The sequence below is a fragment of the Tardiphaga sp. 172_B4_N1_3 genome (genome assembly GCF_052076035.1).
GTDB classification, from domain to species: Bacteria; Pseudomonadota; Alphaproteobacteria; order Rhizobiales; family Xanthobacteraceae; genus Tardiphaga; species Tardiphaga robiniae.
In genome coordinates this window covers 6,249,086-6,271,226 of record NZ_CP197238.1, presented here as the reverse complement: position 1 = coordinate 6,271,226, position 22,141 = coordinate 6,249,086, and the positions used below count along the sequence as shown (strand labels likewise).

Annotated in this window: 24 protein-coding genes; 9 read left to right on the top strand and 15 right to left on the bottom strand. The window is 62.5% G+C overall.

All coding sequences use genetic code 11. The annotated features are described in order from the left end of the window. Window position 1 precedes the first annotated feature (1 nt). Entirely contained in the window at window positions 2–835 is an 834-nt protein-coding gene (gene proC, locus AB7783_RS29580) for a pyrroline-5-carboxylate reductase (RefSeq protein WP_441279602.1), read from the top strand. On the opposite strand, the gene AB7783_RS29575 is transcribed toward proC, so the two are convergent. From AB7783_RS29575 to AB7783_RS29565, 3 genes are read right to left on the bottom strand one after another with little or no spacing between them, the layout of a single operon-like run. Then, entirely contained in the window at window positions 836–2,224 is a 1,389-nt protein-coding gene (locus tag AB7783_RS29575) for an ATP-binding protein (RefSeq protein ID WP_441279601.1), read from the bottom strand. 18 nt (window positions 2,225–2,242) lie between these two features. Next, the gene (locus AB7783_RS29570; protein ID WP_089261813.1) at window positions 2,243–2,968 is read right to left on the bottom strand and encodes a response regulator; all 726 of its coding nucleotides are present in this window, start codon (window positions 2,966–2,968) and stop codon (window positions 2,243–2,245) included. Then, window positions 2,965–3,531 carry a MarR family winged helix-turn-helix transcriptional regulator gene (locus AB7783_RS29565; RefSeq protein WP_068731153.1) on the bottom strand — a complete coding sequence of 189 codons (567 nt, stop codon included), beginning with the start codon at window positions 3,529–3,531 and terminating at the stop codon, window positions 2,965–2,967. Before AB7783_RS29565 ends, AB7783_RS29570 begins: the two co-directional genes overlap by 4 nt. A 237-nt stretch (window positions 3,532–3,768) precedes the next feature. Here AB7783_RS29565 and AB7783_RS29560 point away from each other — a divergent pair, with 237 nt between their 5' ends. After that, window positions 3,769–4,881, top strand: a complete 1,113-nt coding sequence (locus AB7783_RS29560; protein ID WP_441279600.1) for a branched-chain amino acid aminotransferase — start codon at window positions 3,769–3,771, stop codon at window positions 4,879–4,881. Window positions 4,882–4,941: 60 nt separating this feature from the next. On the opposite strand, the gene AB7783_RS29555 is transcribed toward AB7783_RS29560, so the two are convergent. The 6 genes from AB7783_RS29555 to uvrC form a co-directional block, all read right to left on the bottom strand. Further along, window positions 4,942–6,339, bottom strand: a complete 1,398-nt coding sequence (locus AB7783_RS29555) for an MATE family efflux transporter (protein ID WP_441279599.1) — start codon at window positions 6,337–6,339, stop codon at window positions 4,942–4,944. Between the two features lie 146 nt (window positions 6,340–6,485). Continuing rightward, window positions 6,486–7,523, bottom strand: a complete 1,038-nt coding sequence (prmB, locus tag AB7783_RS29550) for a 50S ribosomal protein L3 N(5)-glutamine methyltransferase (protein ID WP_441279598.1) — start codon at window positions 7,521–7,523, stop codon at window positions 6,486–6,488. Further along, entirely contained in the window at window positions 7,523–8,002 is a 480-nt protein-coding gene (locus tag AB7783_RS29545) for a molybdenum cofactor biosynthesis protein MoaE (RefSeq protein ID WP_309947231.1), read from the bottom strand. The genes prmB and AB7783_RS29545 overlap by 1 nt, the downstream gene beginning before the upstream one ends. Before the next feature lie 24 nt (window positions 8,003–8,026). Beyond that, a complete protein-coding gene (moaD, locus tag AB7783_RS29540; protein WP_441228752.1) occupies window positions 8,027–8,278 on the bottom strand; it encodes a molybdopterin converting factor subunit 1 in 252 nt (83 codons plus the stop codon). Further along, window positions 8,275–8,886 (bottom strand): CDP-diacylglycerol--glycerol-3-phosphate 3-phosphatidyltransferase, encoded by a 612-nt coding sequence (gene pgsA / locus AB7783_RS29535; protein ID WP_089261825.1) that lies wholly within the window; start codon window positions 8,884–8,886, stop codon window positions 8,275–8,277. Before pgsA ends, moaD begins: the two co-directional genes overlap by 4 nt. Before the next feature lie 121 nt (window positions 8,887–9,007). Next, window positions 9,008–11,101: an excinuclease ABC subunit UvrC gene (uvrC, locus tag AB7783_RS29530; RefSeq protein WP_441279597.1), complete on the bottom strand. Its 2,094-nt coding sequence runs from the start codon at window positions 11,099–11,101 to the stop codon at window positions 9,008–9,010. Between the two features lie 319 nt (window positions 11,102–11,420). Between uvrC and AB7783_RS29525 the strand changes: the two genes are divergently transcribed. After that, window positions 11,421–12,041 (top strand): outer membrane protein, encoded by a 621-nt coding sequence (locus tag AB7783_RS29525; RefSeq protein ID WP_068731146.1) that lies wholly within the window; start codon window positions 11,421–11,423, stop codon window positions 12,039–12,041. Between the two features lie 151 nt (window positions 12,042–12,192). On the opposite strand, the gene AB7783_RS29520 is transcribed toward AB7783_RS29525, so the two are convergent. From AB7783_RS29520 to AB7783_RS29505, 4 genes are all read right to left on the bottom strand, one after another. Then, window positions 12,193–12,408 carry a cold-shock protein gene (locus tag AB7783_RS29520; RefSeq protein WP_068731145.1) on the bottom strand — a complete coding sequence of 72 codons (216 nt, stop codon included), beginning with the start codon at window positions 12,406–12,408 and terminating at the stop codon, window positions 12,193–12,195. Between the two features lie 253 nt (window positions 12,409–12,661). Then, window positions 12,662–13,522 carry a 23S rRNA (adenine(2030)-N(6))-methyltransferase RlmJ gene (locus AB7783_RS29515; protein WP_441279596.1) on the bottom strand — a complete coding sequence of 287 codons (861 nt, stop codon included), beginning with the start codon at window positions 13,520–13,522 and terminating at the stop codon, window positions 12,662–12,664. A gap of 32 nt (window positions 13,523–13,554) precedes the next feature. Then, a complete protein-coding gene (locus AB7783_RS29510) occupies window positions 13,555–14,241 on the bottom strand; it encodes a ribonuclease T2 family protein (RefSeq protein WP_439062927.1) in 687 nt (228 codons plus the stop codon). Window positions 14,242–14,323: 82 nt separating this feature from the next. Then, window positions 14,324–14,794, bottom strand: a complete 471-nt coding sequence (locus AB7783_RS29505; RefSeq protein ID WP_089261833.1) for a hypothetical protein — start codon at window positions 14,792–14,794, stop codon at window positions 14,324–14,326. Between the two features lie 167 nt (window positions 14,795–14,961). On the opposite strand from AB7783_RS29505, the gene AB7783_RS29500 reads away from it, so the two are divergent. The 3 genes from AB7783_RS29500 (at window position 14,962) to AB7783_RS29490 (ending at window position 16,755) form a co-directional block, all read left to right on the top strand. Next, window positions 14,962–15,255 (top strand): hypothetical protein, encoded by a 294-nt coding sequence (locus tag AB7783_RS29500; protein WP_068731365.1) that lies wholly within the window; start codon window positions 14,962–14,964, stop codon window positions 15,253–15,255. A 101-nt stretch (window positions 15,256–15,356) separates the two neighbouring features. Next, window positions 15,357–15,848 (top strand): DUF3617 domain-containing protein, encoded by a 492-nt coding sequence (locus AB7783_RS29495; RefSeq protein WP_441279781.1) that lies wholly within the window; start codon window positions 15,357–15,359, stop codon window positions 15,846–15,848. A 115-nt stretch (window positions 15,849–15,963) separates the two neighbouring features. Beyond that, window positions 15,964–16,755: a thioesterase family protein gene (locus AB7783_RS29490; protein ID WP_441279595.1), complete on the top strand. Its 792-nt coding sequence runs from the start codon at window positions 15,964–15,966 to the stop codon at window positions 16,753–16,755. A gap of 4 nt (window positions 16,756–16,759) precedes the next feature. Here the strand turns inward: AB7783_RS29490 and AB7783_RS29485 are convergent, their stop codons facing one another. Continuing rightward, complete coding sequence (locus AB7783_RS29485; RefSeq protein WP_068731140.1) at window positions 16,760–16,963, bottom strand: tautomerase family protein; 204 nt, start codon at window positions 16,961–16,963, stop codon at window positions 16,760–16,762. A gap of 132 nt (window positions 16,964–17,095) precedes the next feature. Continuing rightward, window positions 17,096–18,604 (bottom strand): histidine--tRNA ligase, encoded by a 1,509-nt coding sequence (hisS, locus tag AB7783_RS29480; protein ID WP_441279594.1) that lies wholly within the window; start codon window positions 18,602–18,604, stop codon window positions 17,096–17,098. A 184-nt stretch (window positions 18,605–18,788) separates the two neighbouring features. Here hisS and AB7783_RS29475 point away from each other — a divergent pair, with 184 nt between their 5' ends. From AB7783_RS29475 to AB7783_RS29465, 3 genes are all read left to right on the top strand, one after another. Continuing rightward, the gene (locus AB7783_RS29475; protein ID WP_441279593.1) at window positions 18,789–19,382 is read left to right on the top strand and encodes a phage holin family protein; all 594 of its coding nucleotides are present in this window, start codon (window positions 18,789–18,791) and stop codon (window positions 19,380–19,382) included. Then, a complete protein-coding gene (locus AB7783_RS29470; RefSeq protein ID WP_441279592.1) occupies window positions 19,382–20,509 on the top strand; it encodes a YihY/virulence factor BrkB family protein in 1,128 nt (375 codons plus the stop codon). Before AB7783_RS29475 ends, AB7783_RS29470 begins: the two co-directional genes overlap by 1 nt. Window positions 20,510–20,662: 153 nt before the next feature. Next, complete coding sequence (locus AB7783_RS29465; protein WP_441279591.1) at window positions 20,663–22,132, top strand: EAL domain-containing protein; 1,470 nt, start codon at window positions 20,663–20,665, stop codon at window positions 22,130–22,132. The last annotated feature ends 9 nt before the right edge of the window (window positions 22,133–22,141 follow it).

Below are 22,141 nucleotides of genomic sequence, written 5' to 3'. Positions count from 1 at the left end.
GATGACCTCCTCCACCACCTCACGCGCACTCAACGATATCGACGGCCACATCGTGCTGGCCGGCGCCGGGAAGATGGGCGGTGCGATGCTGACGGGCTGGATCGCTGGCGGGCTCAATCCGAAGCGCGCCGTCGTGATCGACCCGTATGTCTCCGACGAGATCAAGGCGCTCGCGGCCAAGGGCGTCCGTCTCAATCCGGACGCGAAGGACATCGGCGCTGTCGCTGCACTGGTTCTTGCCGTGAAACCGCAGATGTTCGCCGAGGTCGGACCGACGCTGCGCGCCATCGCCGGGTCATCTCTCGTGGTCTCGATCATGGCCGGCACGACCATCGCCGGCATCGCCAAGGCCTGCGGCGGCAAGGTGGTTCGCGCGATGCCGAATACACCGGCCGCCATCGGCCGCGGTATCACCGTGGCGGTTGCCGCGAGCGACGTATCGCCGGAGCAACGCGGCCTGACCGACGCGCTCTTGCGCGCCACCGGATCGGTGGAATGGGTCGAGGACGAGAGCCTGATCGATGCTGTGACGGCCGTCTCCGGCTCAGGGCCTGCTTATGTGTTTCTGTTGGCGGAAGAAATGGCCCGCGCCGGCATTGCTGCGGGCTTGCCGCCCGAACTCGCGATGAAGCTTGCTCGCGAGACAGTGTCCGGTTCGGGCGAGCTCCTCCGCCAGTCCGATCTCGACGCGGCGACGCTGCGAAAGAACGTCACCTCGCCCGGCGGGACCACTGCAGCGGCGCTCGCCGTGTTGATGGCCGATGACGGCTTCGAGCCGTTACTGACTCGCGCAATTGCTGCGGCAACCGCGCGGTCGAAGGAACTGGCGAAGTAACTAGACGGGCACCCGCACCACCGCCCTCAATCCGCCCATCGGACTCTCGGCCAGCGTGATATCTCCGCCATGGGAGCGCGCGATATCGCGGGCGATGGCGAGGCCAAGACCCGTGCCGCCTTCGTCCTGATTGCGGGCGTCGTCGAGCCGCAGGAACGGTTTAAACACTTCCTCGCGCATGTCGGCGGGGATGCCAGGGCCGTCATCATCCACAGTCACCATCAGATAGCGATGATCGCGATGGCCGGTGATGGCGATGTCGTTGGCATGGCGCGCGGCATTCGAGACGAGATTGCCGAGGCAACGCTTGAACGCGGCTGGCTTCACCGTGACGATCGGCAGGCCGTGGAACGTGACCGTCGCCTTGTGTCCGTTGCGCTCGGCATCGCTGCGCAATTCTTCCAGCGCAGCCGCCATGTCTGTCGGCTGGGCCTGCTCGCCGCTGTCGCCGCGTGCAAAAGCGAGATAGGCCTCCAGCATGCCCGACATCTCGTCGATGTCCTTGCGCATGCCATCGACTTCCGGACCGTCCTCGATCAGCGCCAGTTCGAGCTTGAAGCGCGTCAGGATCGTGCGCAGATCGTGCGAGACGCCGGCGAGCATGGCCGTGCGCTGCTCCATCGCGCGTTCGATACGCGCCTTCATCTCGATAAAGGCATTGGCGGCACGACGGACCTCGCGTGCGCCGCGCGGCCGAAAATTCGGCGCTTCGCGGCCTTTGCCGAAACTTTCGGCGGCGTCAGCGAGTTTGAGGATCGGGCGGATCTGGTTACGCAGGAACAGGATCGCGACGATCAGCAGGATCGAAGACGTCCCCACCATCCAGAACAGGAAGATTTCCGAATTCGATGCATAGGCCGCGCTGCGCTGGGCGAAGATGCGCATCACGGCATCATCGAGCTGGATGCGGATTTCCACGAGATTGGAGCGACCAACGGTATCGATCCAGAACGGCCGCGTGATCTGCCGGCCGATCTGGACCGACAGCGCCTGATCGAGCAGCGAGAAGAACGGCTTTGGACCGGGCGGTGGCATGTCGCCGAGCGGCAGAAAATCCACCACGAGGCCAAGCCGCTGCTGCGCGATGGCTTTGATCTGCGTGCGGTCCTTATCCTGCGGATAAACCTTGTAGACGTCGATCAGCGTTGCGATGTCCTGCACCACGGCCTGCGACAGGCGGCGCGTCACCGTGTTCCAGTGCCGCTCCATGAACACGAAGGCGACCACCGACTGCAGCAGCACCATCGGTACGATCATGATCAGCAGCGTGCGGGCATAGAGCCCCGTGGGCATCACGCTCTTGAAGCGCCGGCCCATCAGACTGTGCGCCGCGGAGACGCGGCCTGCCGCAGAGCGGAGGATAGTAATGCCAGTGTCGAGCGTAGTCATCGTGCAAACTTCATCGAACTATGGCGACGCGACGAGGCGATAGCCGATGCCACGCACGGCCTGCAGAAACAACGGATTGGCCGGATCGGTCTCGATCTTGCGACGCAGGCGATTGATCTGCACATCCACCGCACGCTCGTTCACGGTGCCACCGCCGCCGGTGAGTTCACCGCGCGGCACGGTCTCGCCGGGCGCCGCAGCCAGCACACGCAGCATGTCACGCTCGCGGTCAGTGAGATGGATGATCTCGTCGCCTTGGCGTAGTTCGCCGCGCGCGAGGTGATACACATAAGGCCCGAACTGCAGCGACTCCGCGCGCTCGACCGGCACCGGCGCACTACGCTTCAGGATGTTTGCGATGCGCAGCACCAGTTCGCGCGGCTCGAACGGCTTGGCCACATAGTCGTCGGCGCCGATCTGCAATCCCTCGATCCGGCTTTCCGCCTCGTGCCGCGCCGTCAGCATGATGATCGGCACGGCCGAGGACGTCCGAATGAAACGCGCGAGCTCGAAGCCGGTCTCGCCTGGCATCATCACATCGAGGATCAGGAGATCGAAATGCAGACCGAGCAGCTTGGCGCGCGCTTCTTTGGCGCTCGGCGCCGTGGTGACGCGGTAGCCCTCGCCCGAGAGAAAGCGCGAGAGGAGATCGCGAATACGGCGGTCGTCATCGACCAGCAACAGATGCGGCGCATCGTCGGCCAATGGCACCGGCATACGTTTGGCGGCCTGAGCTAACATCATGTCTTGTTTGTCCTGCCGTCAGTTTTGGCGGATGCCTGGCCCAAGATGACCTGCAGCACCTTGTCGGGATCATTGCGGTCGATCATCGCCGAGAGAAACCTGCCGATCGCTTCAACTTCGACCGGCGTAAAATCCTTGAGCGCGCGGTTGATGCGATCGGTCTGCAAACCCGCGAGCTGCGCAACGAGAGCTTCACCCTTGGCCGTGGCGAAAAGAAGCCGTTGCCGCCGATCGGCCTCGCCGGATTTCTGAACGATATACCCTTCATCGAGCAATTGCTTGAGGACACGGCCCAGCGACTGCTTCGTAATACGCAAGACATCGAGCAGATCGGCAACCTTCAGGCCGGGATAGCGATGCACAAAATGTACGACCCGGTGATGGGCGCGTCCGAAACCGAACTGATCGAGCACATCGTCGGGATCGCCCACAAAGTCGCGATAGGCAAAGAACAACAGCTCGATGATGTCCCAGCGGGGCGGTTTCGCAGGATCGCCGCTGGATTGCCGCTGGATCGTCTCAAGCGATCGTGACGCCGCGTCCTTGGAATTTACGTCAACCATATTGACATATCTTGGGTTCAATCTTACAAAACTGACCATCGCGACGAAACATTAGAACTCTCGCCGCATGGCCCAATAGGGCCGATCTGAGAACCATACCGGACTTCGGCATGGCGCTAAAGCCTGTCCTGGGTCATCCCCCGGGGCCGGAAACGCTTTTGCCGAGGGTCCGCTTGACGTAGAACAACATCGACGCTGCCGCCCCCAGGAGCTGCGCCGTAAGCAGGAGTGAGGTCCATGGGAGTTTCGTTTGATAAAATCGATGGCGCAGCTTTGCTGAAATTCGAAATTCAGCCCGCGGCGAACGCGGTGTCCGAGGCGGACCGCGCAGCAAAACTCAAGGATCCGGGCTTCGGCCGGGTTTTCACCGATCACATGGCCATCGTCCGCTATAATCAGACCGACGGCTGGCATGGCGCGCGCATCGAATCCCGCGCGAATTTCCCGCTCGATCCCGCAGCAGCCGTCCTGCATTACGCCCAGGAGATTTTCGAAGGGCTCAAGGCCTATGTGCGTGAAGACGGCGGCGTGAATCTGTTCCGCCCCGATGCCAATGCCAAGCGTTTCCGGAATTCGGCCGATCGCATGGCCATGGCCCCGCTGCCCGAGCCCGTGTTCATCGAAGCGATCGAGCAACTCGTGCGCATCGACCGCGCCTGGATTCCATCAGGCGAAGGCAGCCTCTACCTGCGCCCCTTCATGGTTGCGAGCGAGATCTTCCTCGGCGTGAAGCCGTCCGCGGAATACATTTTCGCTGTCATCGCCTCGCCGGTTGGCTCCTATTTCAAGGGCGGACCCGCCCCGGTGTCGATCTGGGTGTCGGAGAACTACACACGCGCCGCGATCGGCGGCACAGGCGCCGTCAAATGCGGTGGCAACTACGCCGCAAGCCTCCGTGCGCAGGCCGAGGCCATCAGTCACGGCTGCGATCAGGTCGTGTTCCTCGATGCGGTCGAGCGCCGTTACATCGAAGAACTTGGCGGCATGAACATTTTCTTCGTGTTCGAGGACGGTTCGCTGCTGACACCGCCGCTCGGCACGATCCTGCCAGGCATCACGCGCGATTCGATCATCGCGCTGGCGAAGGACAAGGGCACGCAGGTGCGCGAAGAACCCTATACGCTCGACCAATGGCGTGCCGACGCTACCAGCGGCAAGCTGAAGGAGGCTTTTGCCTGCGGCACGGCGGCGGTCATCTCGCCGATCGGCCAGGTGCGCTCTGCGAGCGGTGATTTTACCATCAATGGCGGCGCCGCAGGCCCCGTTGCGATGGGACTGCGCAAACAGTTGGTCGACATTCAGTACGGCCGCGCGCCAGACCAGCACAACTGGATCCGCAAGGTTCTGTAAGCGCAGGCGCTTCAAGGCGACAAATGCCGCAGCCTTTCGAGGCTGCGGCATTTTTGTTTGTTAAGTCGCCGGTACGAGCCCGAGTTGCTCGCGCCGGGTCCAACGCCAGAGCATGACCGGTGCAACGACCGCGAGACCCGCTGCCAGCCCAATCCAGATGCCGACGCCGCCGAAACCCAGCTTGAATGCGAACAGCAGGCTGAGGCCCATGCCGAAGCCCCAATAGCCTAATGCGGCAAAGATCATCGGCACCCGCGTATCCTGCAATCCGCGCAGCATCCCTGCAGCGACCGACTGCGCGCCGTCCGCAATCTGAAACACCGCCGCGCAAAACAGAAAAGACATTGCCGTATCGATGACGACGGCATTGGCGGGATTGCCCAGATCGATGAAGGCGCCAATCAGGACCCGCGGCGCAGCCAGCAACAACATGCTCATCGACGCCATGAATGCCACCGCAAGGCCAAATGCAGTCCATCCTGCTCGCGTGATGCCATCGCGATCCACGGCGCCTTTGGCCAATCCAACGCGGACAGTTGCCGCCTGGCTCAGTCCCATTGGCACCATGAAGGAGATCGATGCGATCTGGATCGCAATCGCATGCGCCGCGATGGCCGCCGTTCCAAACTGCCCCATCAGGAACACCGCCGCATTGAAGACAGTAATTTCGAATGCGAGCGTCGCGCCGATCGGCAGACCGATACGCCATAGCTTTGCGAGACGCGGCCAGTCGGCGCGCCACCAGTTGCCGAACAGATGATAGCGCCGAAACTTCGGATGCCACGCGACGACGAGCGCAAAGACCGCGAACAGAAAGATGTTCGACAGCGTGGTCGCAAGGCCGGAACCGCGCAGACCCATCTCCGGAAATCCGAGATGGCCGAACACCAGAACCCAGTTGGCAGCAGCATTGAACAGAATGGTCACGCCCGTCACCACCAGCGCCCAGAGCGGACGTTGCACGGCAGCGACAAAGGAGCGCAGCACAATGAACCCGAGCGCGGGCAGGAAACCCCATTGCAACATATGCATGAAGGTCTGCGCATCGGCAGCGGCCTGCGCCTCCTGACCGAACAGCAACAGGATCGCTTCGGTCTGCCAGAGAACGATCCATGCCGGCACTGAGACGATCAACGCTGTCCACAAACCTTGCCGAAATGTTCGCCTGACATCGCGCACCGCATGCAGCTTGCGGCCGATCGCCTCCGCCATCATCGGTGATGCCGCCGTGACGAGGCCGATGGCGAAAATCAGAAACGCGAAATAGAGATTCACGCCCAGCGCCGACGCAGCCAATGCCTCCGCGCTCACGCGGCCGAGTATGATCACGTCGGTCGTGGTGAGTGCGATCTGCGCAAGATTGGTCAGCACCAGCGGCCAGCCAAGCGCCAGCGTCGCTCGCAATTCAGCGAGCCACAGATTGCGCGTTGGCGCTTTCTGACCGACAGCCAGCAGCATGACATCCTTCAGTCGATTTGAACGACGCGACTGCAAGGGATGTCGCGTCGAAATCCGTCCGACAACAAATGTCGGACATTCACACATCAAAATGCGCGTGAAGATGCCGTGATAAACGCTACGGGCGTATTTGGCCAGATGCGGGACTAGCCGGCGCCGCGACCTTGCAGCGCAGCAGCGGACACCCAGAACACCTCGCCTTCGGAGTCTTCGGTGTCCAGCCAGATCAACGGCAGATCGGGAAAGGCTTCATCGACATTGGCGCGACCGCGACCAATTTCACACAACAAACCGCCATGCGGATTCAGATGATCGCCAGCCTGTTCAATGATCTTCCTGACGATGTCGAGCCCATCATCGCCGCCATCGAAAGCCATAGCCGGTTCGGCCAGGCATTCATCCGGCAAATCCGCCATGCCCTGCGCATCGACGTAAGGCGGATTGGTGATGATGAGATCGTAACGGGTATCCCCGAGCGGTTCGAACAGATCGCCCTTGTAAAGCGTCAGCCGCTCGTCGAGACCGTAGTCAATGACGTTGCGCATGGCGACGGCGAGTGCCGCGGGCGACAGATCGACGGCATCAACCTGCGCGTTGGGGAACGACTGGCTGGCCAGGATCGCGATGCAGCCAGAACCTGTGCAAAGATCCAGCACGCTTTCGATCTCCATGGGATCGTCGATCAGCGAGCCGCCTTCACCGTCATCGCCGCTGAAATGAGAATCCAGCAATTCGCCGATGAAAGACCGCGGCACGATAGTGCGCTCGTCCACATAGAACGGCAGGCCGCGCATATAGATCTTGTTGAGCAGATAGGCCGCCGGTTTGCGCGTCGTCACGCGGCGATGAATGATGTCGAGGATTTGCTTGCCTTCGGCCGCAGTTACCCGCGCCATGGCGAAATTCTCGAACTGGTCGGGATGCAGATGCAGGACTTCGCAGACGATGAAGGCGGCTTCGGCCACGGGATCGGTGGTGCCGTGCGCAAAAGAGAGCCGGGCTTCGATGAAACGGCTGGTGGCGTAGCGCACATAATCGAGCAATGTCGCAAGCTCGCCCGCACCAACCTTCGGCAGAGTCGCCGTTGCGATCTTCTTCACGGAAGTCTTTGCCTTTGCAGGAGCCTTGCTCGCAGATTTCCTGACCACCTTCTTCGCGGTTGTCTTCACAGTCTTCTTTGCCATCAGTTTTTATCCCAGCGCGCCGCGGCGTCGTCATCGTCGGTCTTCGCAGCAATCCAGCTGCTGCCACCGGCGGTTTCCTCGCGCTTCCAGAACGGAGCATGCGCCTTGAGGTAATCCATCAGAAACTCGGCGGCCTGAAACGCGGCCTGGCGATGTGCCGACGCGGTCAGCACCACCATGATATTCTCGCCGGGCAGGATGCGGCCGACGCGATGAACGATTGTCACGCCTGTCAACGGCCAGCGTGTCATCGCTTCCTCGGCGTGGCGCGCAATCTCGGCTTCGGCCATGCCGGGATAGTGCTCCAGCGTCAGCGCCGTGGTCGCGTCGCCGCTGCCACTTAAGTTTTCTTGGCCGCGGCAGATGCCGCTGAATGTGACCACCGCGCCGATATCGGTCCGGCTCGCCGTCAGCGCGGCGATCTCGCTGGAGACGTCGAAATCGGCATCCTGAATGCGGATGGTCACGTTGGAGGTCATGAGATCAACGCAGTCGTTGGTAAATCAGCCGCCGGTCATCGGCGGGAAAAATGCAATCTCGCGGGCGCCAGCGATGACGGTGTCGGGCCGCACATGGGTATGGTCGATGGCTGCGCGGATCACTTTCGGTGTTTCGAACGCATAGGCATATTCGTCGCCGCGCGTGCTCAGCCATCCGATCAGATCGCCGACTGTGCGCACGGCTGCTGGCGGCTCGACCGTCTCTTCGGCCTTGCCGATGCGCTCGCGCACCCAGGCGAAGTAGACGAGCTTCATGCATCCTCCGCAATGAGGTGGTGAATGCCAGCCCTGAAATAGTCGTAGCCCGTGTAAATGGTGACAAGCGCGGAAATCCACAGCAGCAACAGGCCGAGCTGCGTGGTGATCGGGATCACCTGATCGCCGGCCTCACCGGCCAGCAGGAAGCCGATGGCGATCAACTGGGCCGTCGTCTTCCACTTCGCCACTCTGGAGACCGGGACGCTGACACGGAGTGCCGCGAGATATTCACGCAGGCCCGAGACCAGAATTTCGCGGCACAGGATCACGATGGCGGCCCACAGGGTCCAGCCATGGATGATGCCATCGGCCGCCAGCATCAGCAGGCAGGAGGCCACCAGCAGCTTGTCGGCGATCGGATCAAGCATCCGGCCAAAAGCCGACTGCTGATTCCAGATCCGGGCGTAATAGCCATCGAGAAAATCCGTGACCGCGGCGCCGATAAAGACGGCCAGCGCGACCCAGCGCAGCCATAGCGGGCCATCCATGATCGACTGCGAATAGATGCAGCCGACCACCACCGGAATGGCGGCAATGCGGGCCATGGTCAGGATATTTGGCAGGGACATCGCGGAATTCGCGGCCCGTCTCGTGGTCACTGTCATCCGTCTTACCAATACTGCCAGAGCGCAGAGGTCAACCGCCAGCGAAGCGGCGCGGCTTAGTTTACCGCAAAACTGACCCAAGGCATGCGACAGCCAGATTACGTCTCGTCCATCTTTGCGGTCATCTGGCCACTGGCTGGGGGTGAAAAAAGTCGAAAATCTTGCGGGCGCTCTCGGCCGAGATGCCGGGAACCTTGCCGAGGTCGCCTACGGAGGCCCGCTCGATCTCTTTCAGCGTTCCGAAATGGTGCAGGAGTGCCCGCTTGCGGGTTGGGCCGATCCCCGGGATTTCCTGCAATCCGGCCTCGCGGATGTCCTTCTTGCGCAGTGTGCGGTGCGATCCGATGACGAACCGATGCGCCTCGTCGCGCAGCCGCTGGATAAAATACAGAACGGGATCCCGCGGCTCCAGCTTGATAGCCTCGCGGCCGGGAATGAACATGGTCTCGCGGCCGGCGTCGCGATCCGGCCCCTTGGCCACAGCCATCAGGGTCACATCGGTCAGTTTCAGCTCGTCGAAGATCTCCTTGACTGCATTGAGCTGGCCACGGCCGCCATCGATGATGACGAGATCGGGCCATTGCGGCACGTCATCGTCCTTCGGCTTGACCACCTCGCCCTCAACCGGCGATGCCAGCAGCCGCTTAAAACGACGCTGCAGCACCTCCTTCATCATCCCGTAGTCGTCGCCGGGCGTGAGCCCTTCGGACTTGATGTTGAACTTGCGGTACTGATTCTTGATGAAACCGTCCGGCCCCGCCACGATCATGGCACCGACCGCATTGGTGCCCTGGATATGGCTATTGTCATAGACTTCGATGCGCTTCGGCACGGTGGCCATGCCCGCCATCTTCGACATGCCTTCCAGCAGACGCGTCTGTGTCGCCGTGTCGGCGAGCTTGCGGCCAAGCGCCTCGCGGGCATTGGTCAGTGCATGGACGACCAGCTCCTTCTTTTCGCCGCGCTGCGGTGTCAGCACCTCGACCTTGAAGCCTGCCTTGACGCCAAGCGCGCTGGCCAGCAGTTCGCTTTCCTCGATGGCATGCGACAGCAACACCATCTTCGGCGGCGGCTTGTCCTCGTAGAACTGCGCCAGGAACGAGCCGAGCACTTCCTCCGGTGTGTATGATTTTTCGGCCTTCGGGAAATAGGCGCGGTTGCCCCAGTTCTGGCCGGTGCGGAAGAAGAACACCTCCACGCAGGAATAACCGCCTTCCTGATGGATGGCGAAGACATCGGCCTCCTCCACGGTGCGCGGATTGATGCCCTGCTGCGACTGGATTGCAGACAATGCCGCAAGCCGGTCGCGATACAGCGCGGCGCGCTCGAAAGCGAGCTCATCCGACGCCTTCTCCATTTCACCAGCCAATAGCTGCTTCACCGCCCGGCTGCGGCCGGACAAGAAGTCCTTCGCCTCGCGTACCAGTTCGGTATAGCCGGGAAAATCGATCTCGCCGGTGCAGGGGCCAGAGCAGCGACGGATTTGATACAGCAGACACGGGCGCGTACGGCTCTCGAAAAAGGAATCCGTGCACGACCGCACCAGGAACGCGCGCTGCAGTGCCGTGATGGTGCGGTTGACCGCGCCCACCGACGCAAACGGTCCGAAATAGCGGCCGGGCCGCGATTGCGCGCCGCGATGTTTCAGAATCTGGGGCGCCCAGTGATCGCCTGAGATCAGAATATACGGAAAGGACTTGTCGTCGCGGAGCTGCACGTTGAATCGCGGACGCAGCTGCTTGATGAGATTGGCCTCAAGCAACAATGCTTCGGTCTCGGTCGCGGTCGAGATGATTTCCACCACCACGGTCGCCGCGATCATGCGTGCGATGCGCATCACCTGCCCGGTCGGCCGGGCATAGGACGACAACCGCTTCTTCACGTTCTTGGCCTTGCCGACATACAGCACGTCGTTGGCCGCATTCAGCATCCGGTAGACGCCGGGCGAAGTCGGGGCGTGGCGTACCGCATGTTCGATGGCCGCGCGGCCGAGCGCCAGCGGGCCCTCAGCGACCACGTCGCCGGAATCGTCATCGCCAGTATCCGGGAGCGCGCCGTCTTCCTCGTCGTCGGCCGCCGCGGGTTCCGGTTCGATGTCGGGTGGTGCCTGCAAGGTGGCCTGGGTGTCCTGCCCGGAACTAGGGCTGTCGGAACCTGGCTCTGCTGCGGGCTCGGATGATGTCTCGTGCAGCGGCTCGGTGGGGTCTTGAATCATGAGGTCAATTTAAGCGCTGCAGCGGGTCATCGCCAGCATTCGTGCGACCGGAATTGCCCTCGCAACGGCCGGTTTTCCGGCTGCTCGCGGCAGGCCACAGGATTTTGGCCGCCCGCCCCAGGAAATTCGCGGATTGCCAAAAGTAAGACTCTTTTAACGTCAATACGGCGCCGCAGCGGCCCGTTAAGGACCGCTTAATCTAAAACTCTCGATAAATCGTCTCGATAAAAGATGGAATTCCGTAACCCTAAGGCTTCGTTCGGCAGATCCCGAACGCGCTCCCATGGGCCGGCAGTCACGCGTAGTTTGGAGAGTTGAGATGAGTAAGTTTGCGTTCGCGGCAGTCGCCCTCGTGGCTGCAGGTGCGACAACAGCACATGCGGCGGACATGCCTTACCGGTCGCGCGCCCCCTATACCGTTGCCCAGCCGCTCAACGCCTATAGCTGGGCCGGCCCGTATCTCGGCGCCACTCTCGGTTACGAATGGGGCAGCGTCTCCAACACCGGTGCGAAGCCCTCGGGCATCGCCGGCGGCGTGACGGGCGGCTACAACTGGCAGAGCGGCAACATCGTGTTCGGTCTCGAAGGCGATCTGCAGGGCACCGGCGCGGATGACCGCTTCGCCACCTACAAGTTCTCGAACCCCTGGTTCGGCACGGCGCGCGGCCGCATCGGCTACGCCTTCAACAACGTATTGCTCTACGGCACCGCCGGTCTCTCCTTCGGCAGCCTGGAAGCCGAGCTGAACGGCCTGCAGCAGTCCCAGACTTCGGTCGGCTGGACCGCCGGCGTCGGCGCCGAGGTCGGCATCTACCAGAACTGGACCGCCAAGATCGAATATCTCTATGTCGATCTGTCCAAGAACACCTACACGCTCACCGGCACCGACAGCGCGCTCAGCTTCGGCACTGTGCGTATCGGCGTGAACTATCACTTCTAAGTCCGGCTCCGGACGCCTCGCGTCCGGACCTCTACTCAAGTACTTCGTCTCCAGATACGTCGACTCCAAGTACAAGAAACCATTGCCATCCACTCCCGGCCGCGCTGCGGCCGGGATTTTTTTATGGCCCACTCCCAAGCTGGATCCGCCGCTATCCTGTGATGACCAGATTGACCGCTTTGGGGCCCTTGCCCTTCTTGTCGGGCTCGACCTCGAAGGTGATCCGCTGTCCTTCGATCAGGTCCTTCAGGCCAGCGCGCTCGACTGCGGTAATGTGCACAAACACGTCCCGTCCGCCATCGTCCGGCTTGATGAAGCCGTAGCCACGCTCGCCATTGAAAAACTTGACCGTACCGCTCATGCCCATCGGGTCCCTCCCCGCAATGCTCCGCCGCGGCGCTTTCGCGCTGCGACCGACCGGACATTCACTCCACGGAAGCTAGGCCTTGTTTCAATATCGATTTGGGCCACGTCACTCCGCCGCAACCATTCGCGGAAGCGGAACGTAAAGCCAGTCATAATGCCAGCAGCTTAATACGGTTCCGCCGGGATTGACTACCGTTTTTGGCGGCGCCGTTTGATAGTTGGAGTTTGCGTAGTTCGGCGCAGGCCGTGCGACGTCAGGGTTTGGCGGTCTCAAGCCGGAAGCGTCCGGCGCCGCCAAGGCCAAGCGGCTTCTCGAGTTGCGGCAGAATTTCCTTGAGCTCCGCAGCAAGCTTCCACGGCGGATTGACGATCAAAAGTCCCGTCGAGGTCAGCGGGCCATCCGCCGTTTGCGGTGCAACGCTGAATTCGAGGCGCAGGCATTTACCAGGTGTGGCAGATGCAGCAGCCGTCGCGGCGACGTGCTGCGCCAGCTCATCGGTGGCGCGGCGGCTCTTGGCGGGATACCACAGCATGTAAATGCCGGTCGCCCATTTGGCATAGACCTGCTCGAACACCGCAGCCATCCGCGCGAATTCGTTCTTGTCTTCATAGGGCGGATCGATCAGCACCACGCCGCGTCGTTCCTTCGGCGGCACATAGGCCGGCAGACCTATCCAGCCATCGATATCGACCACGCGCGCCTGCTCGTCCCTGCGCAGCGCTGAGATCAGCTTCTTGCGCGCCGTGGGCTCGACCTCGCAGCACACCATGCTGTCCTGCGGCCGCATCAAGGCGCGCGCGATCAGCGGCGAGCCGGGATAGGCCTTGAGTTCGCGCGGCGCATTGAATGACCGGACGATGTCGAGATAGGGCGCGACCAGCGGCACACTGGCTTCGCTGAACCGCGCCTGCAGGGCGCGCGCGATGCCGGTGGTCCATTCGCCGGAGCGCGTGGCTTCATCGCCGGTCAGGTCATAGAGCCCGGCGCCGGCATGACTGTCGATGACGCGGAACGGCGCCGGCTTCTCCTGCAGATGCGTCAGGATGCGGACCAGCACGATATGCTTGATGACATCGGCAAAGTTGCCGGCGTGAAAGGCGTGTCGATAATTCATGCGCCAGCAGTACGCTAGGAATGCCGGTTGAGCTAGCCGCCTCGCATCGGCGGCATCACCACCTGGTCGCGGCGGCAGGCGCGGCGATCGATCTCCTCGCAGGCGCGGAACTGGAGATCCTTGCTCATGCAGACCCGGACCTCGGTCAGGCGGTTACGATCGCAGGTCACGGCGATGGCCGAATTGCTGAGGCCCGGATTGACCTTGATGAAGGCTTCCTCGATTGCGTCCGGCGCAATCGTCTTGGCCTGCTGCAGATCGAGAAATTCGTCGGGAATTTTGATACCGGCGCGCGCCTTGCGGATGGCTTCGAAATAGGCGCGCTGGCCGAGGCCGGAGCAGGTGCCGTGCTTGTCCCATTCATTGAAGATCAGGCCGGGCGCCGGCATCAGGTCGAGCATCGACTGCATGATATTGCGCGCCAGCCGCGGGGCCGGACGCTCGCAGTAATTCGGGAAGCCGCGGTCATATTGCGGCCACAGGCCATGAACCACGAAAGAGTAAGGCCGGCCGCCGCATTGCATCTGGGCTGAGCGGTTGTTGCCGCCGCGCTCCTGGGCCGCCTCGCAGAAACTCGGCGACCACGACAGCGACAATACGTAAAAATCGAATTCGCCCGGCGCATTCTGCCGGCGGTCCTGTGCTGAGGCCGGATCGACGCTCAGCGCCGCGAGCGCCAAAAACCCAAGCGAAATGACAAGTCGAAATGCCTGAAACATGACGCGCCCCACCCCTGAGAAGGGCAAACCTAATCAGGCATCAAGAACAATTCAAGAACAAAATGGGTTGGATCCGCAAAGCTTAGTGCTTCGCGGCCCGGCAACGCGGGTTATAGGCCCAGTCGCGGTCGAGACCGACGACGCACCATTCCACGCCCTGGCCGTAGCCGGCAAAGCCGCCATCCTCGATGATCGAGTAATGCACCTGGCGCGTCTTGCCATCGGTCAGCATCGCGTCGGCGGTGCAGTAGCGGCGCGGGATGTTGTCGGAGGTCCAGGGGCGGAATGCCGTCTCATGGACGCGGCTGAAGCCGGTGATCTGCAGCGCCGAATTCCAGAAGGTGCTTTCCTTGTCCTGGAACTGCGACGAAATCGTCGAGAGCCCAGCTTCGCAATCTGCCAGACGGCCCTCGTAGTTCGGCCCGGACAGCCAGAAGTTCAGCTCGAGCAGGTTCGCAGCCTGTGCGCCGGGAGCCAGGGTCATAAGCCCGAGAACGGCGCCGGTAACGGCAGCCAGGACGGCTTTCTTCCAGGATGAAATGAGGTCGCGCATGGGGAATCCGCCGTCTGATGATTGTTCCCGGAACGTGCCGCGAAGCCCGTGCAGGGTCAAGTGCATCGCGGCCACACCCAGCGCACAACTCTGTCAGAACCTGGACGGCGTTCTTTTCAGCGTCGCCGATGCCCTCTAAGGTGCCCATAACGACGATGGAGACGGTGATGCGAATGATTCGGTTGGCGATTTTGGCTGCAGGTCTGAGCGGTGCGATCATGAGCAGCGCGGCCAAGGCCGACTGGGTGCCGCCATTCAAGGGCAACGACACCGGCGGCATCATCTCCACATCCCTGATCAGCCAGACCGACATTCGCGCCCTGGCGATCGATCATTGCGCGCGTTACGGCAAGGTCGTGAAATTCCTGAGCGCACCGCAGGAATATGGCGCCTACGTCTCGTTCGCCTGCCGCTGGGTGCCCTATGGCGCCTCGGATCGGCCGCTCCGCGTTCGCTACTGAACCTTTTTACGCGACACAGCGTCTCATCGGCTTGGGGAGAACCAAGCATGATGAGACGCTATGTTTCACTGTTGAATGTTTCCGTTTTGAGCGCGACTGCGATGTTGTGGGCAATCCCCGCCATCGCCGATCCCATCGAGTTGCCGGCGCGCAAGGCCGGGCTCTGGGAAATGAAGATGCAGGGCAGCGCCGGGATGCCCGGCATGACGATGCAGCACTGCACCGACGAGACCACCGACAAGTTCATGAACACGACCTTCTCGCCGATGGCGAAGGACATGTGTTCGAAGAACGAGATGAAGAAGACCGCGACGGGCTATGTCACGGATTCGGTCTGCAATATCGGCGGCACCACCAGCACGTCGCATGCCGAGATCACCGGCGACTTCAACTCCGCCTATACGATGAAGATCACGTCGCAGAGCACTGGCGGCGCCAAGGCTAATACTGGTGACAACACCACGCAGCTGGACGCAAAATGGCTCGGCGCCTGCAAGCCGGACCAGAAGCCCGGTGACATCATGATGCCCGGCGGCATGAAGATGAATGTCAAAGACATCGAGAAGATGAAGGGCATGCACCGGCCGCAATAGAGCCGCGCGCCCGCTGACTGGATGTTTCCCACCGTTGTGTTCCCCGCTATAGATGATGCTAATCATCCCAATGGCGCGTTACGACGCCGGCGACAGGAAACATCAGGAACACGCAATGACCGAATTCACCGCATTGATGTCGTCCATGACGCGCTCCGGCGACGGCTGGGCCGTCAGCGTCAGCGACGACTGGCTACAGGGCCGTACCGTCTATGGCGGTCTGGCCGCGGCACTGTGCATGCAGGCTGCGCTCAATGAATTCGGCGCCGTCCCGCCGCTGCGCTCGGCGCAGATCGCTTTCGTCGGCCCGGCCCCCGGTCCACTGCAGTTGCGGGCCAGCGTTCTGCGCAAGGGCAAATCGACACTGTTCGCCAGTGTCGATCTTGTCGGCGAAGCAGGCCTCGCGACCCGCGCCATGTTCTGCTTCGGCGCCGCGCGTGAATCGGCTTTTGCTCATGTGGTTACCGGGACGCCGGAACTGAAAGCACCGGAGCATTGCCCGGACTTCTTTCGCCGCGCGCCTCCGACGCTGCGTTTCCTGGAGCATATCGAAGGCCGGCATATGGGGGGCTCGATGCCGTTCAGCGGCAGCGAAGATCCGCAGATGATGCTGTGGCTGCGCCACCGCGAGCCCGGCATCCAGCCATCGCTGGTGGCGTTGCTGGCCTTGGCCGACGCGCCGCCGCCGGCAGCTTCCGTCCGATCCACAACGCCCTCGCCGATCAGCACGATGACCTGGTCGATCGACATGCTCACCGACGAGATCACCACCGATGACGGCTGGTGGCTGATCCGCAATGTCGCCGAGCAGATCGCCGGCGGTTATTCCAGCCAGGCGATGACGCTGTGGAATCGAAACGGCCGGCCCATCATGGCCAGCCGTCAGAATATCGCAGTGTTTGGATAGACGCTTACTTCTTCGCGGCGGCGGCGCGCTCGACGAAGGTCTGGCCACCCTTCATCTTGTTGTTGAGCGGCGCTTCGTTGATCTGGATGACGACGGCATCGGCGGTGACGCCGAGATTCTTCACCAGCGCCTGGGTGATGTCGAGCATCATGCCCTTCTTCTGCTCGTCGGTGCGGCCGGCCGCCAGGTTGATCGTGATCTCAGGCATTGATGTCTCCTTTTATGATTTCACTCTCGTCATGGCCGGGCTTGTCCCGGCCATCCACGACTTTCTCAATCGACCGTATCAAACAAGACGTGGATGCCCGGGACAAGCCCGGGCATGACGATCAACTGATGGTTATGAGCTCCACTTCACGCCGTGCTTGTCGAGAATCTTGCGGACCTCGCTCACGAGATCGTTTTCCGCGATTTTGGTCTGCGCCTCTGCCTGCTTCTGCAGATAGGCGTCGCGATCGCCTTCCAGATCCGACAATCCGGCACCGAGGATCAGATCCTTCAGCATCACTTCGCCGGTCGCCTTTTCGTCGGAGCCTTGAATGATCACACAGGGTGAATTGCGCCGGTCGGCATATTTCAGCTGGTTGCCCATGCTCTTGGGGTTGCCAAGATAAAGCTCAGCGCGGATGCCGGCATTGCGCAGGCTCGCGACCATCTTCTGATAATCGGCGACGCGGTCGCGATCGAACACGGTGACGACGACCGGGCCGAAATCCGGCGTGGTATCGACCTTGCCGAGCAACGTCAGCGCCGCCTGCAGGCGCGAGACGCCGATCGAGAAGCCGGTGGCCGGCACCGGCTCGCCGCGGAAGCGCGAGACGAGACCATCGTAACGACCACCGCCACCGACGGAGCCGAAGCGAACGGGACGGCCCTTTTCGTCTTTGGTTTCAAGTGTGAGCTCAACTTCATAGACCGGGCCGGTGTAGTATTCGAGGCCGCGGACGACGGATGGATCAATCTTGATGCGATCGGTTTGATAGCCCGCCGCAGTGAACAGCTTTTCGATCTCGGCAAGCTCGGCGCGTCCCTGCTTGTATGCATCGGAGCTATCGAGCTTCGCAGTCGGCTCGCTCGCAGCGTCGAGGCTTTGCAACACGGTTTCGGAATCGTCCGGCGAGAGTCCAGCACCTTTGGTAAAATCACCCTTGCCTTCCTCGCCGCCATCCCAGCGGCCGGGGCCGAGCAGCTTCTTGATCTCGTCGAGCGGAAACTTGTCCATCTTGTCGATGGCGCGCAGCACCGTAAGGCGTCGCCCGGCGTTCTCGTCGCCGCCGAGACCGATGCTCTCCATCACCCCATCGAGCACCTTGCGATTGTTGACGCGCACCACATAGCTGCCGCGCGGAATGCCAAGCGCTTCCATCGCATCGGCCGCCATCATGCACATCTCGGCATCCGCCGCAGGCGAAGCCGAGCCGACCGTATCGGCATCGAACTGCATGAACTGGCGGAAGCGGCCCGGACCCGGCTTCTCGTTGCGATAGACGTAACCTGCACGGTAGCTGCGATACGGCTTCGGCAGCGCGTCCCAATGCTCGGCGACGTAGCGCGCCAATGGCGCGGTCAGGTCGTAGCGCAGCGAGATCCACTGCTCGTCATCGTCCTGAAACGAGAACACGCCTTCATTGGGCCGGTCCTGATCGGGCAGGAACTTGCCGAGCGCATCGGTGAATTCCATGGTCGGGGTCTCGACCGGCTCGAAGCCGTAGCGCTCATAGACCTCGCGGATGGTGTCGGTCATCCGCCGGGTCGCGGCGATATCGGCAGGTCCGCGGTCGCCAAGGCCGCGCGGCAGACGCGCGCGCAGTTTCTGGGGTTTTTTGGGCTTTTCAGACTTTTCGCTCATAGCGGCGTGGTACCAGCGCAGGCAGGAACCGGCAAGCGTTCGGCCCCGCGATCACCTGAGGTTGGCCATGCGCGACGCCACAAGGTTCGCCACGGCGGAACCTTCGTCATGCCTCCCCGTTCAATTTCAAATGCCGGTCGCCGCAACATTCATATTTTGGCCGGCGCAGAACGAGGCTTTCCATATGCCACCGCTCGCAAGCGCCCTGGTGCGAACAGGGCTCGCGCTCAAGTTCAATCAGGTCAAGCGCGCCACGTCGTCCTATGTCCGTGACCGCAGTGAGCAGACCCAGGGCATCGCGGTCTCTTATGCGGTCGCTGCCGGACTTTATGCTGCCGCAGGCATCTTTCTGATTGCCACCTTGCTGGTCGGCGCCGCCGCGCTGTTTCGCTGGGTCGAATTGCGCTACGGCCTGTTTCAGGCCTTTGGCGCAACCGGCGGATTGCTGCTGGTGCTCGCTGCGCTCTTCGCCATCCTCGCCGCGAGCCGGCTGAAACGCCCGGCGAAACAGTTTCCCAGTCTCGGCAGCCGCTTGCGGGTCGCGATCAATGCGAGCCCCGGCAAGCATGAGCAGGTCACATCGGCCGCACCACATCGCGCGGCCGCGCCCAATGAATTCAGGCCGAGCACGCGCCCAGCTCAGCCCCTGCCAAACAATGGCCCCGTCAAAGCCGGCCTCGTTCTGGCCGCGACGCTTGCCGGCTGGGCTTTCGCCCGGCGCCGCAGCCTTGCGCAGCCAGCCCCTGCCCGCAGACCCGCGAGCAAAGCGAACGCCTGATGGCCGTCCGCCGATCCGATACGGACAGTCTGCTGCTTGTCGCAGCGACAACCTTCGCGGTGCTCGCATTGCAGAGCTTTTTCTCGACGCGCACGGTAGAGAGGTCCGTTGTCGATGAGCCGCAACCGATCGGCGACACCGACATCCCTCCACCAGCGACATTCACCCGCGAACTCGCCCAGTCCGGCCGCGGCCGCCATTCGTCCAGTCCGCTGCAGATTCCATGGACCGGCTGGAAGGACGTGCTGTGGCGGACCTATGAGCAGATCAATGAGGACCGGTTGCTGGCGATAGCGGCTGGGGTCGTATTTTTCGGCCTGCTCGCCGTCTTTCCGGCAATCACCGCACTGGTCTCCTGCTATGGGCTGTTTGCCGATGCTTCCACGATTTCGGACAACCTGCAGACGCTGGCGCTGATGCTGCCGGATGGCTCGTTCCAGATCGTGCAGGACCAGATCGCGCGCGTGCTCGCCAATGGTCAGGCCAAACTCGGCCTCACCTTCCTGTTCGGCCTTACGCTGGCGCTGTGGAGTGCCAATGCCGGTGTAAAGGCCGTGATAGATGCGCTCAATGTCGTCTATGGCGAGCGCGAGAAGCGCGGCTTCATCAAGCTCAATATGCTCTCGCTCGCTTTCACCACCGGCGCCATTGCCGCCTTGCTGCTGATGGTCAGCGCCGTGGTTGCGCTGCCGCTGACACTGGACCGGATCGGTCTCGCCACCGACAGCAAGACGATCATCAGCCTCTCCCGCTGGCCGCTTCTGCTGCTGGTGGTCGTGCTGGCGCTTGGCATTCTCTACCGCTTCGGTCCGAGCCGCCCCGGCGCGCGCTGGGAATGGCTCAGCATCGGCACCCTCGCTGCGGCACTGCTCTGGCTTGCCGGCTCGGCGCTGCTGTCTTGGTACCTGTCAAATTTCGGCAATTACAGCGCCACTTACGGCTCGCTCGGCGCCGCCATCGGCCTGATGATGTGGATGTGGATGTCGGCGATCATCGTTCTGTGCGGGGCCGAGCTGAATTCCGAGATCGAGCACCAGACCGCCGTAGATACCACCGTCGGACCTGGACGGCCGATGGGCGCACGTGGCGCCGCCATGGCCGATACCCTCGGCCGCGCCAGCACCTGAGGTGCAAAAGCACCGGTGGGCAAGTTCTCGCAGCCCTGCTTTCCGAATCAACAATAATGCTAAGGTTGGCCGGGTACTTAGCGCCGGGAGCGCTCGCGGCCGGACCTTTGTCGTGTCGTGCAGGAGTTTGGATTTGAGGATGTTGCGCGCGTTATGATCCGCATCTCCACGATTTTTGTCGGCATTTGCATGGTGCTGGTGTCAGCTTCGCTTGGCCTGGTGCTGTATGCGATCGCCGGCATCAGCGGCTACGAATCTGCCATCGTCGCACTGACAGCGCTGACCGTGATGATCCTCTACAACGCGGTGTCGATGCGCATCAAAGACCGCAACGAATCCACCGGCCAGATCACCGACCTGTCGCGCGGCACCGCCGACCTCGCTCGCCAGGTCGCCGAGTTCGGCCGCCGGCTCGCCGTGGTCGAGAGCAAGATCGCATCCGCCGGCACGGCCAATCAGGACCGTATCCAGACCGTCGCCGGCGAGATCGGCGAGTTGGGTGCGCTGGTGAAGCAACTCGCCACATCGGTCGCCACCCACGAAGACATGCTGACCGCGCTGCCAGCGACCGCGTCTGCCGCTATCGCGCCGCCATCGCCGCCGGTCAAACCCGTGACCGCTGCCGATGTGCCGCTCGCCGTCGAGGTCGCCGAAGACACCGTGACACCGACGGCGCCCGCTATCGTCGTCAAACCAGAGGCAAAGCCGGCGCGCGACAATGCGCAGTTCACCGCCATGGTGAAAAATGCCATCGCCGACAATCGCATCGACATCTATCTGCAGCCGATGGTCACGCTGCCGCAGCGCAAGGTGCGCTTCTACGAGGCGATGACGCGGCTGCGCGACGACAAGGATCAGGTGATCACGGCCGACGAGTTCATCGGCCCCGCAGAAGCCGCGGGCCTGATGGGCCAGATCGACCACATCGTGCTGCTGCGCTGCATGCAGGTGCTGCGCCGCCTGATGGTGCGCAACAAGGATGTCGGCGTGTTCTGCAACATGGCTGGCGCGACCCTGTCGAATGCCGAGACCTTTGCGCAATGCATCGACTTCCTCGAGGCCAACCGCGCGCTGGCGCCGTCCTTCGTGCTGGAATTCAAGCAGAACGTGTTCCGCAATCTCGGCCCGATCGAAAGCGAGCATCTCGCCGCCCTCGCCCAGCGCGGCTACCGCTTCTCCATCGATCACGTTACGGATTTGCGGATCGAGCCCCGCGACCTCGCCGATCGCGGCGTGCGCTTTATCAAGGTACCGGCAGCACTCCTGCTCGACCCCAAGCAGACGTCGAATTCCGACATTCATCCCGCCGATCTCTCCGACCTGCTCGGCCGTTTCGGAATCGACCTGATCGCCGAGCGAATCGAGGGCGAACGGGCCGTGGTCGACCTGCTCGACTTCGACGTCCGGTTCGGGCAAGGCTTCCTGTTCGCGGCGCCCCGCCCGCTCCGGCCGGAAACGCCGGCCAATGGCGGTGCGCCAAATCCCTCCGCCAAGGACCCCGCAAAGGCGCCCACCGACCCCAATGGCCTAGCGAGATCCGCCCCAACCACGCCTGCGCGGCCTGAGCCGCCGCGCACCACCGGCAATGCCGCGCTGGCGCGCCGCGCCACCGGCCCGAACTGATCGGCACTC

Bases quoted from the DNA above. Each gene is read 5' to 3' on its own strand.
- proC (WP_441279602.1), top strand. From the start codon at position 2: ATGACCTCCTCCACCACCTCACGCGCACTCAACGATATCGACGGCCAC.
- AB7783_RS29575 (WP_441279601.1), bottom strand. From the start codon at position 2,224: ATGACTACGCTCGACACTGGCATTACTATCCTCCGCTCTGCGGCAGGC.
- AB7783_RS29570 (WP_089261813.1), bottom strand. From the start codon at position 2,968: ATGATGTTAGCTCAGGCCGCCAAACGTATGCCGGTGCCATTGGCCGAC.
- AB7783_RS29565 (WP_068731153.1), bottom strand. From the start codon at position 3,531: ATGGTTGACGTAAATTCCAAGGACGCGGCGTCACGATCGCTTGAGACG.
- AB7783_RS29560 (WP_441279600.1), top strand. From the start codon at position 3,769: ATGGGAGTTTCGTTTGATAAAATCGATGGCGCAGCTTTGCTGAAATTC.
- AB7783_RS29555 (WP_441279599.1), bottom strand. From the start codon at position 6,339: ATGCTGCTGGCTGTCGGTCAGAAAGCGCCAACGCGCAATCTGTGGCTC.
- prmB (WP_441279598.1), bottom strand. From the start codon at position 7,523: ATGGCAAAGAAGACTGTGAAGACAACCGCGAAGAAGGTGGTCAGGAAA.
- AB7783_RS29545 (WP_309947231.1), bottom strand. From the start codon at position 8,002: ATGACCTCCAACGTGACCATCCGCATTCAGGATGCCGATTTCGACGTC.
- moaD (WP_441228752.1), bottom strand. From the start codon at position 8,278: ATGAAGCTCGTCTACTTCGCCTGGGTGCGCGAGCGCATCGGCAAGGCC.
- pgsA (WP_089261825.1), bottom strand. From the start codon at position 8,886: ATGACAGTGACCACGAGACGGGCCGCGAATTCCGCGATGTCCCTGCCA.
- uvrC (WP_441279597.1), bottom strand. From the start codon at position 11,101: ATGATTCAAGACCCCACCGAGCCGCTGCACGAGACATCATCCGAGCCC.
- AB7783_RS29525 (WP_068731146.1), top strand. From the start codon at position 11,421: ATGAGTAAGTTTGCGTTCGCGGCAGTCGCCCTCGTGGCTGCAGGTGCG.
- AB7783_RS29520 (WP_068731145.1), bottom strand. From the start codon at position 12,408: ATGGGCATGAGCGGTACGGTCAAGTTTTTCAATGGCGAGCGTGGCTAC.
- AB7783_RS29515 (WP_441279596.1), bottom strand. From the start codon at position 13,522: ATGAATTATCGACACGCCTTTCACGCCGGCAACTTTGCCGATGTCATC.
- AB7783_RS29510 (WP_439062927.1), bottom strand. From the start codon at position 14,241: ATGTTTCAGGCATTTCGACTTGTCATTTCGCTTGGGTTTTTGGCGCTC.
- AB7783_RS29505 (WP_089261833.1), bottom strand. From the start codon at position 14,794: ATGCGCGACCTCATTTCATCCTGGAAGAAAGCCGTCCTGGCTGCCGTT.
- AB7783_RS29500 (WP_068731365.1), top strand. From the start codon at position 14,962: ATGCGAATGATTCGGTTGGCGATTTTGGCTGCAGGTCTGAGCGGTGCG.
- AB7783_RS29495 (WP_441279781.1), top strand. From the start codon at position 15,357: ATGTTGTGGGCAATCCCCGCCATCGCCGATCCCATCGAGTTGCCGGCG.
- AB7783_RS29490 (WP_441279595.1), top strand. From the start codon at position 15,964: ATGACCGAATTCACCGCATTGATGTCGTCCATGACGCGCTCCGGCGAC.
- AB7783_RS29485 (WP_068731140.1), bottom strand. From the start codon at position 16,963: ATGCCTGAGATCACGATCAACCTGGCGGCCGGCCGCACCGACGAGCAG.
- hisS (WP_441279594.1), bottom strand. From the start codon at position 18,604: ATGAGCGAAAAGTCTGAAAAGCCCAAAAAACCCCAGAAACTGCGCGCG.
- AB7783_RS29475 (WP_441279593.1), top strand. From the start codon at position 18,789: ATGCCACCGCTCGCAAGCGCCCTGGTGCGAACAGGGCTCGCGCTCAAG.
- AB7783_RS29470 (WP_441279592.1), top strand. From the start codon at position 19,382: ATGGCCGTCCGCCGATCCGATACGGACAGTCTGCTGCTTGTCGCAGCG.
- AB7783_RS29465 (WP_441279591.1), top strand. From the start codon at position 20,663: ATGATCCGCATCTCCACGATTTTTGTCGGCATTTGCATGGTGCTGGTG.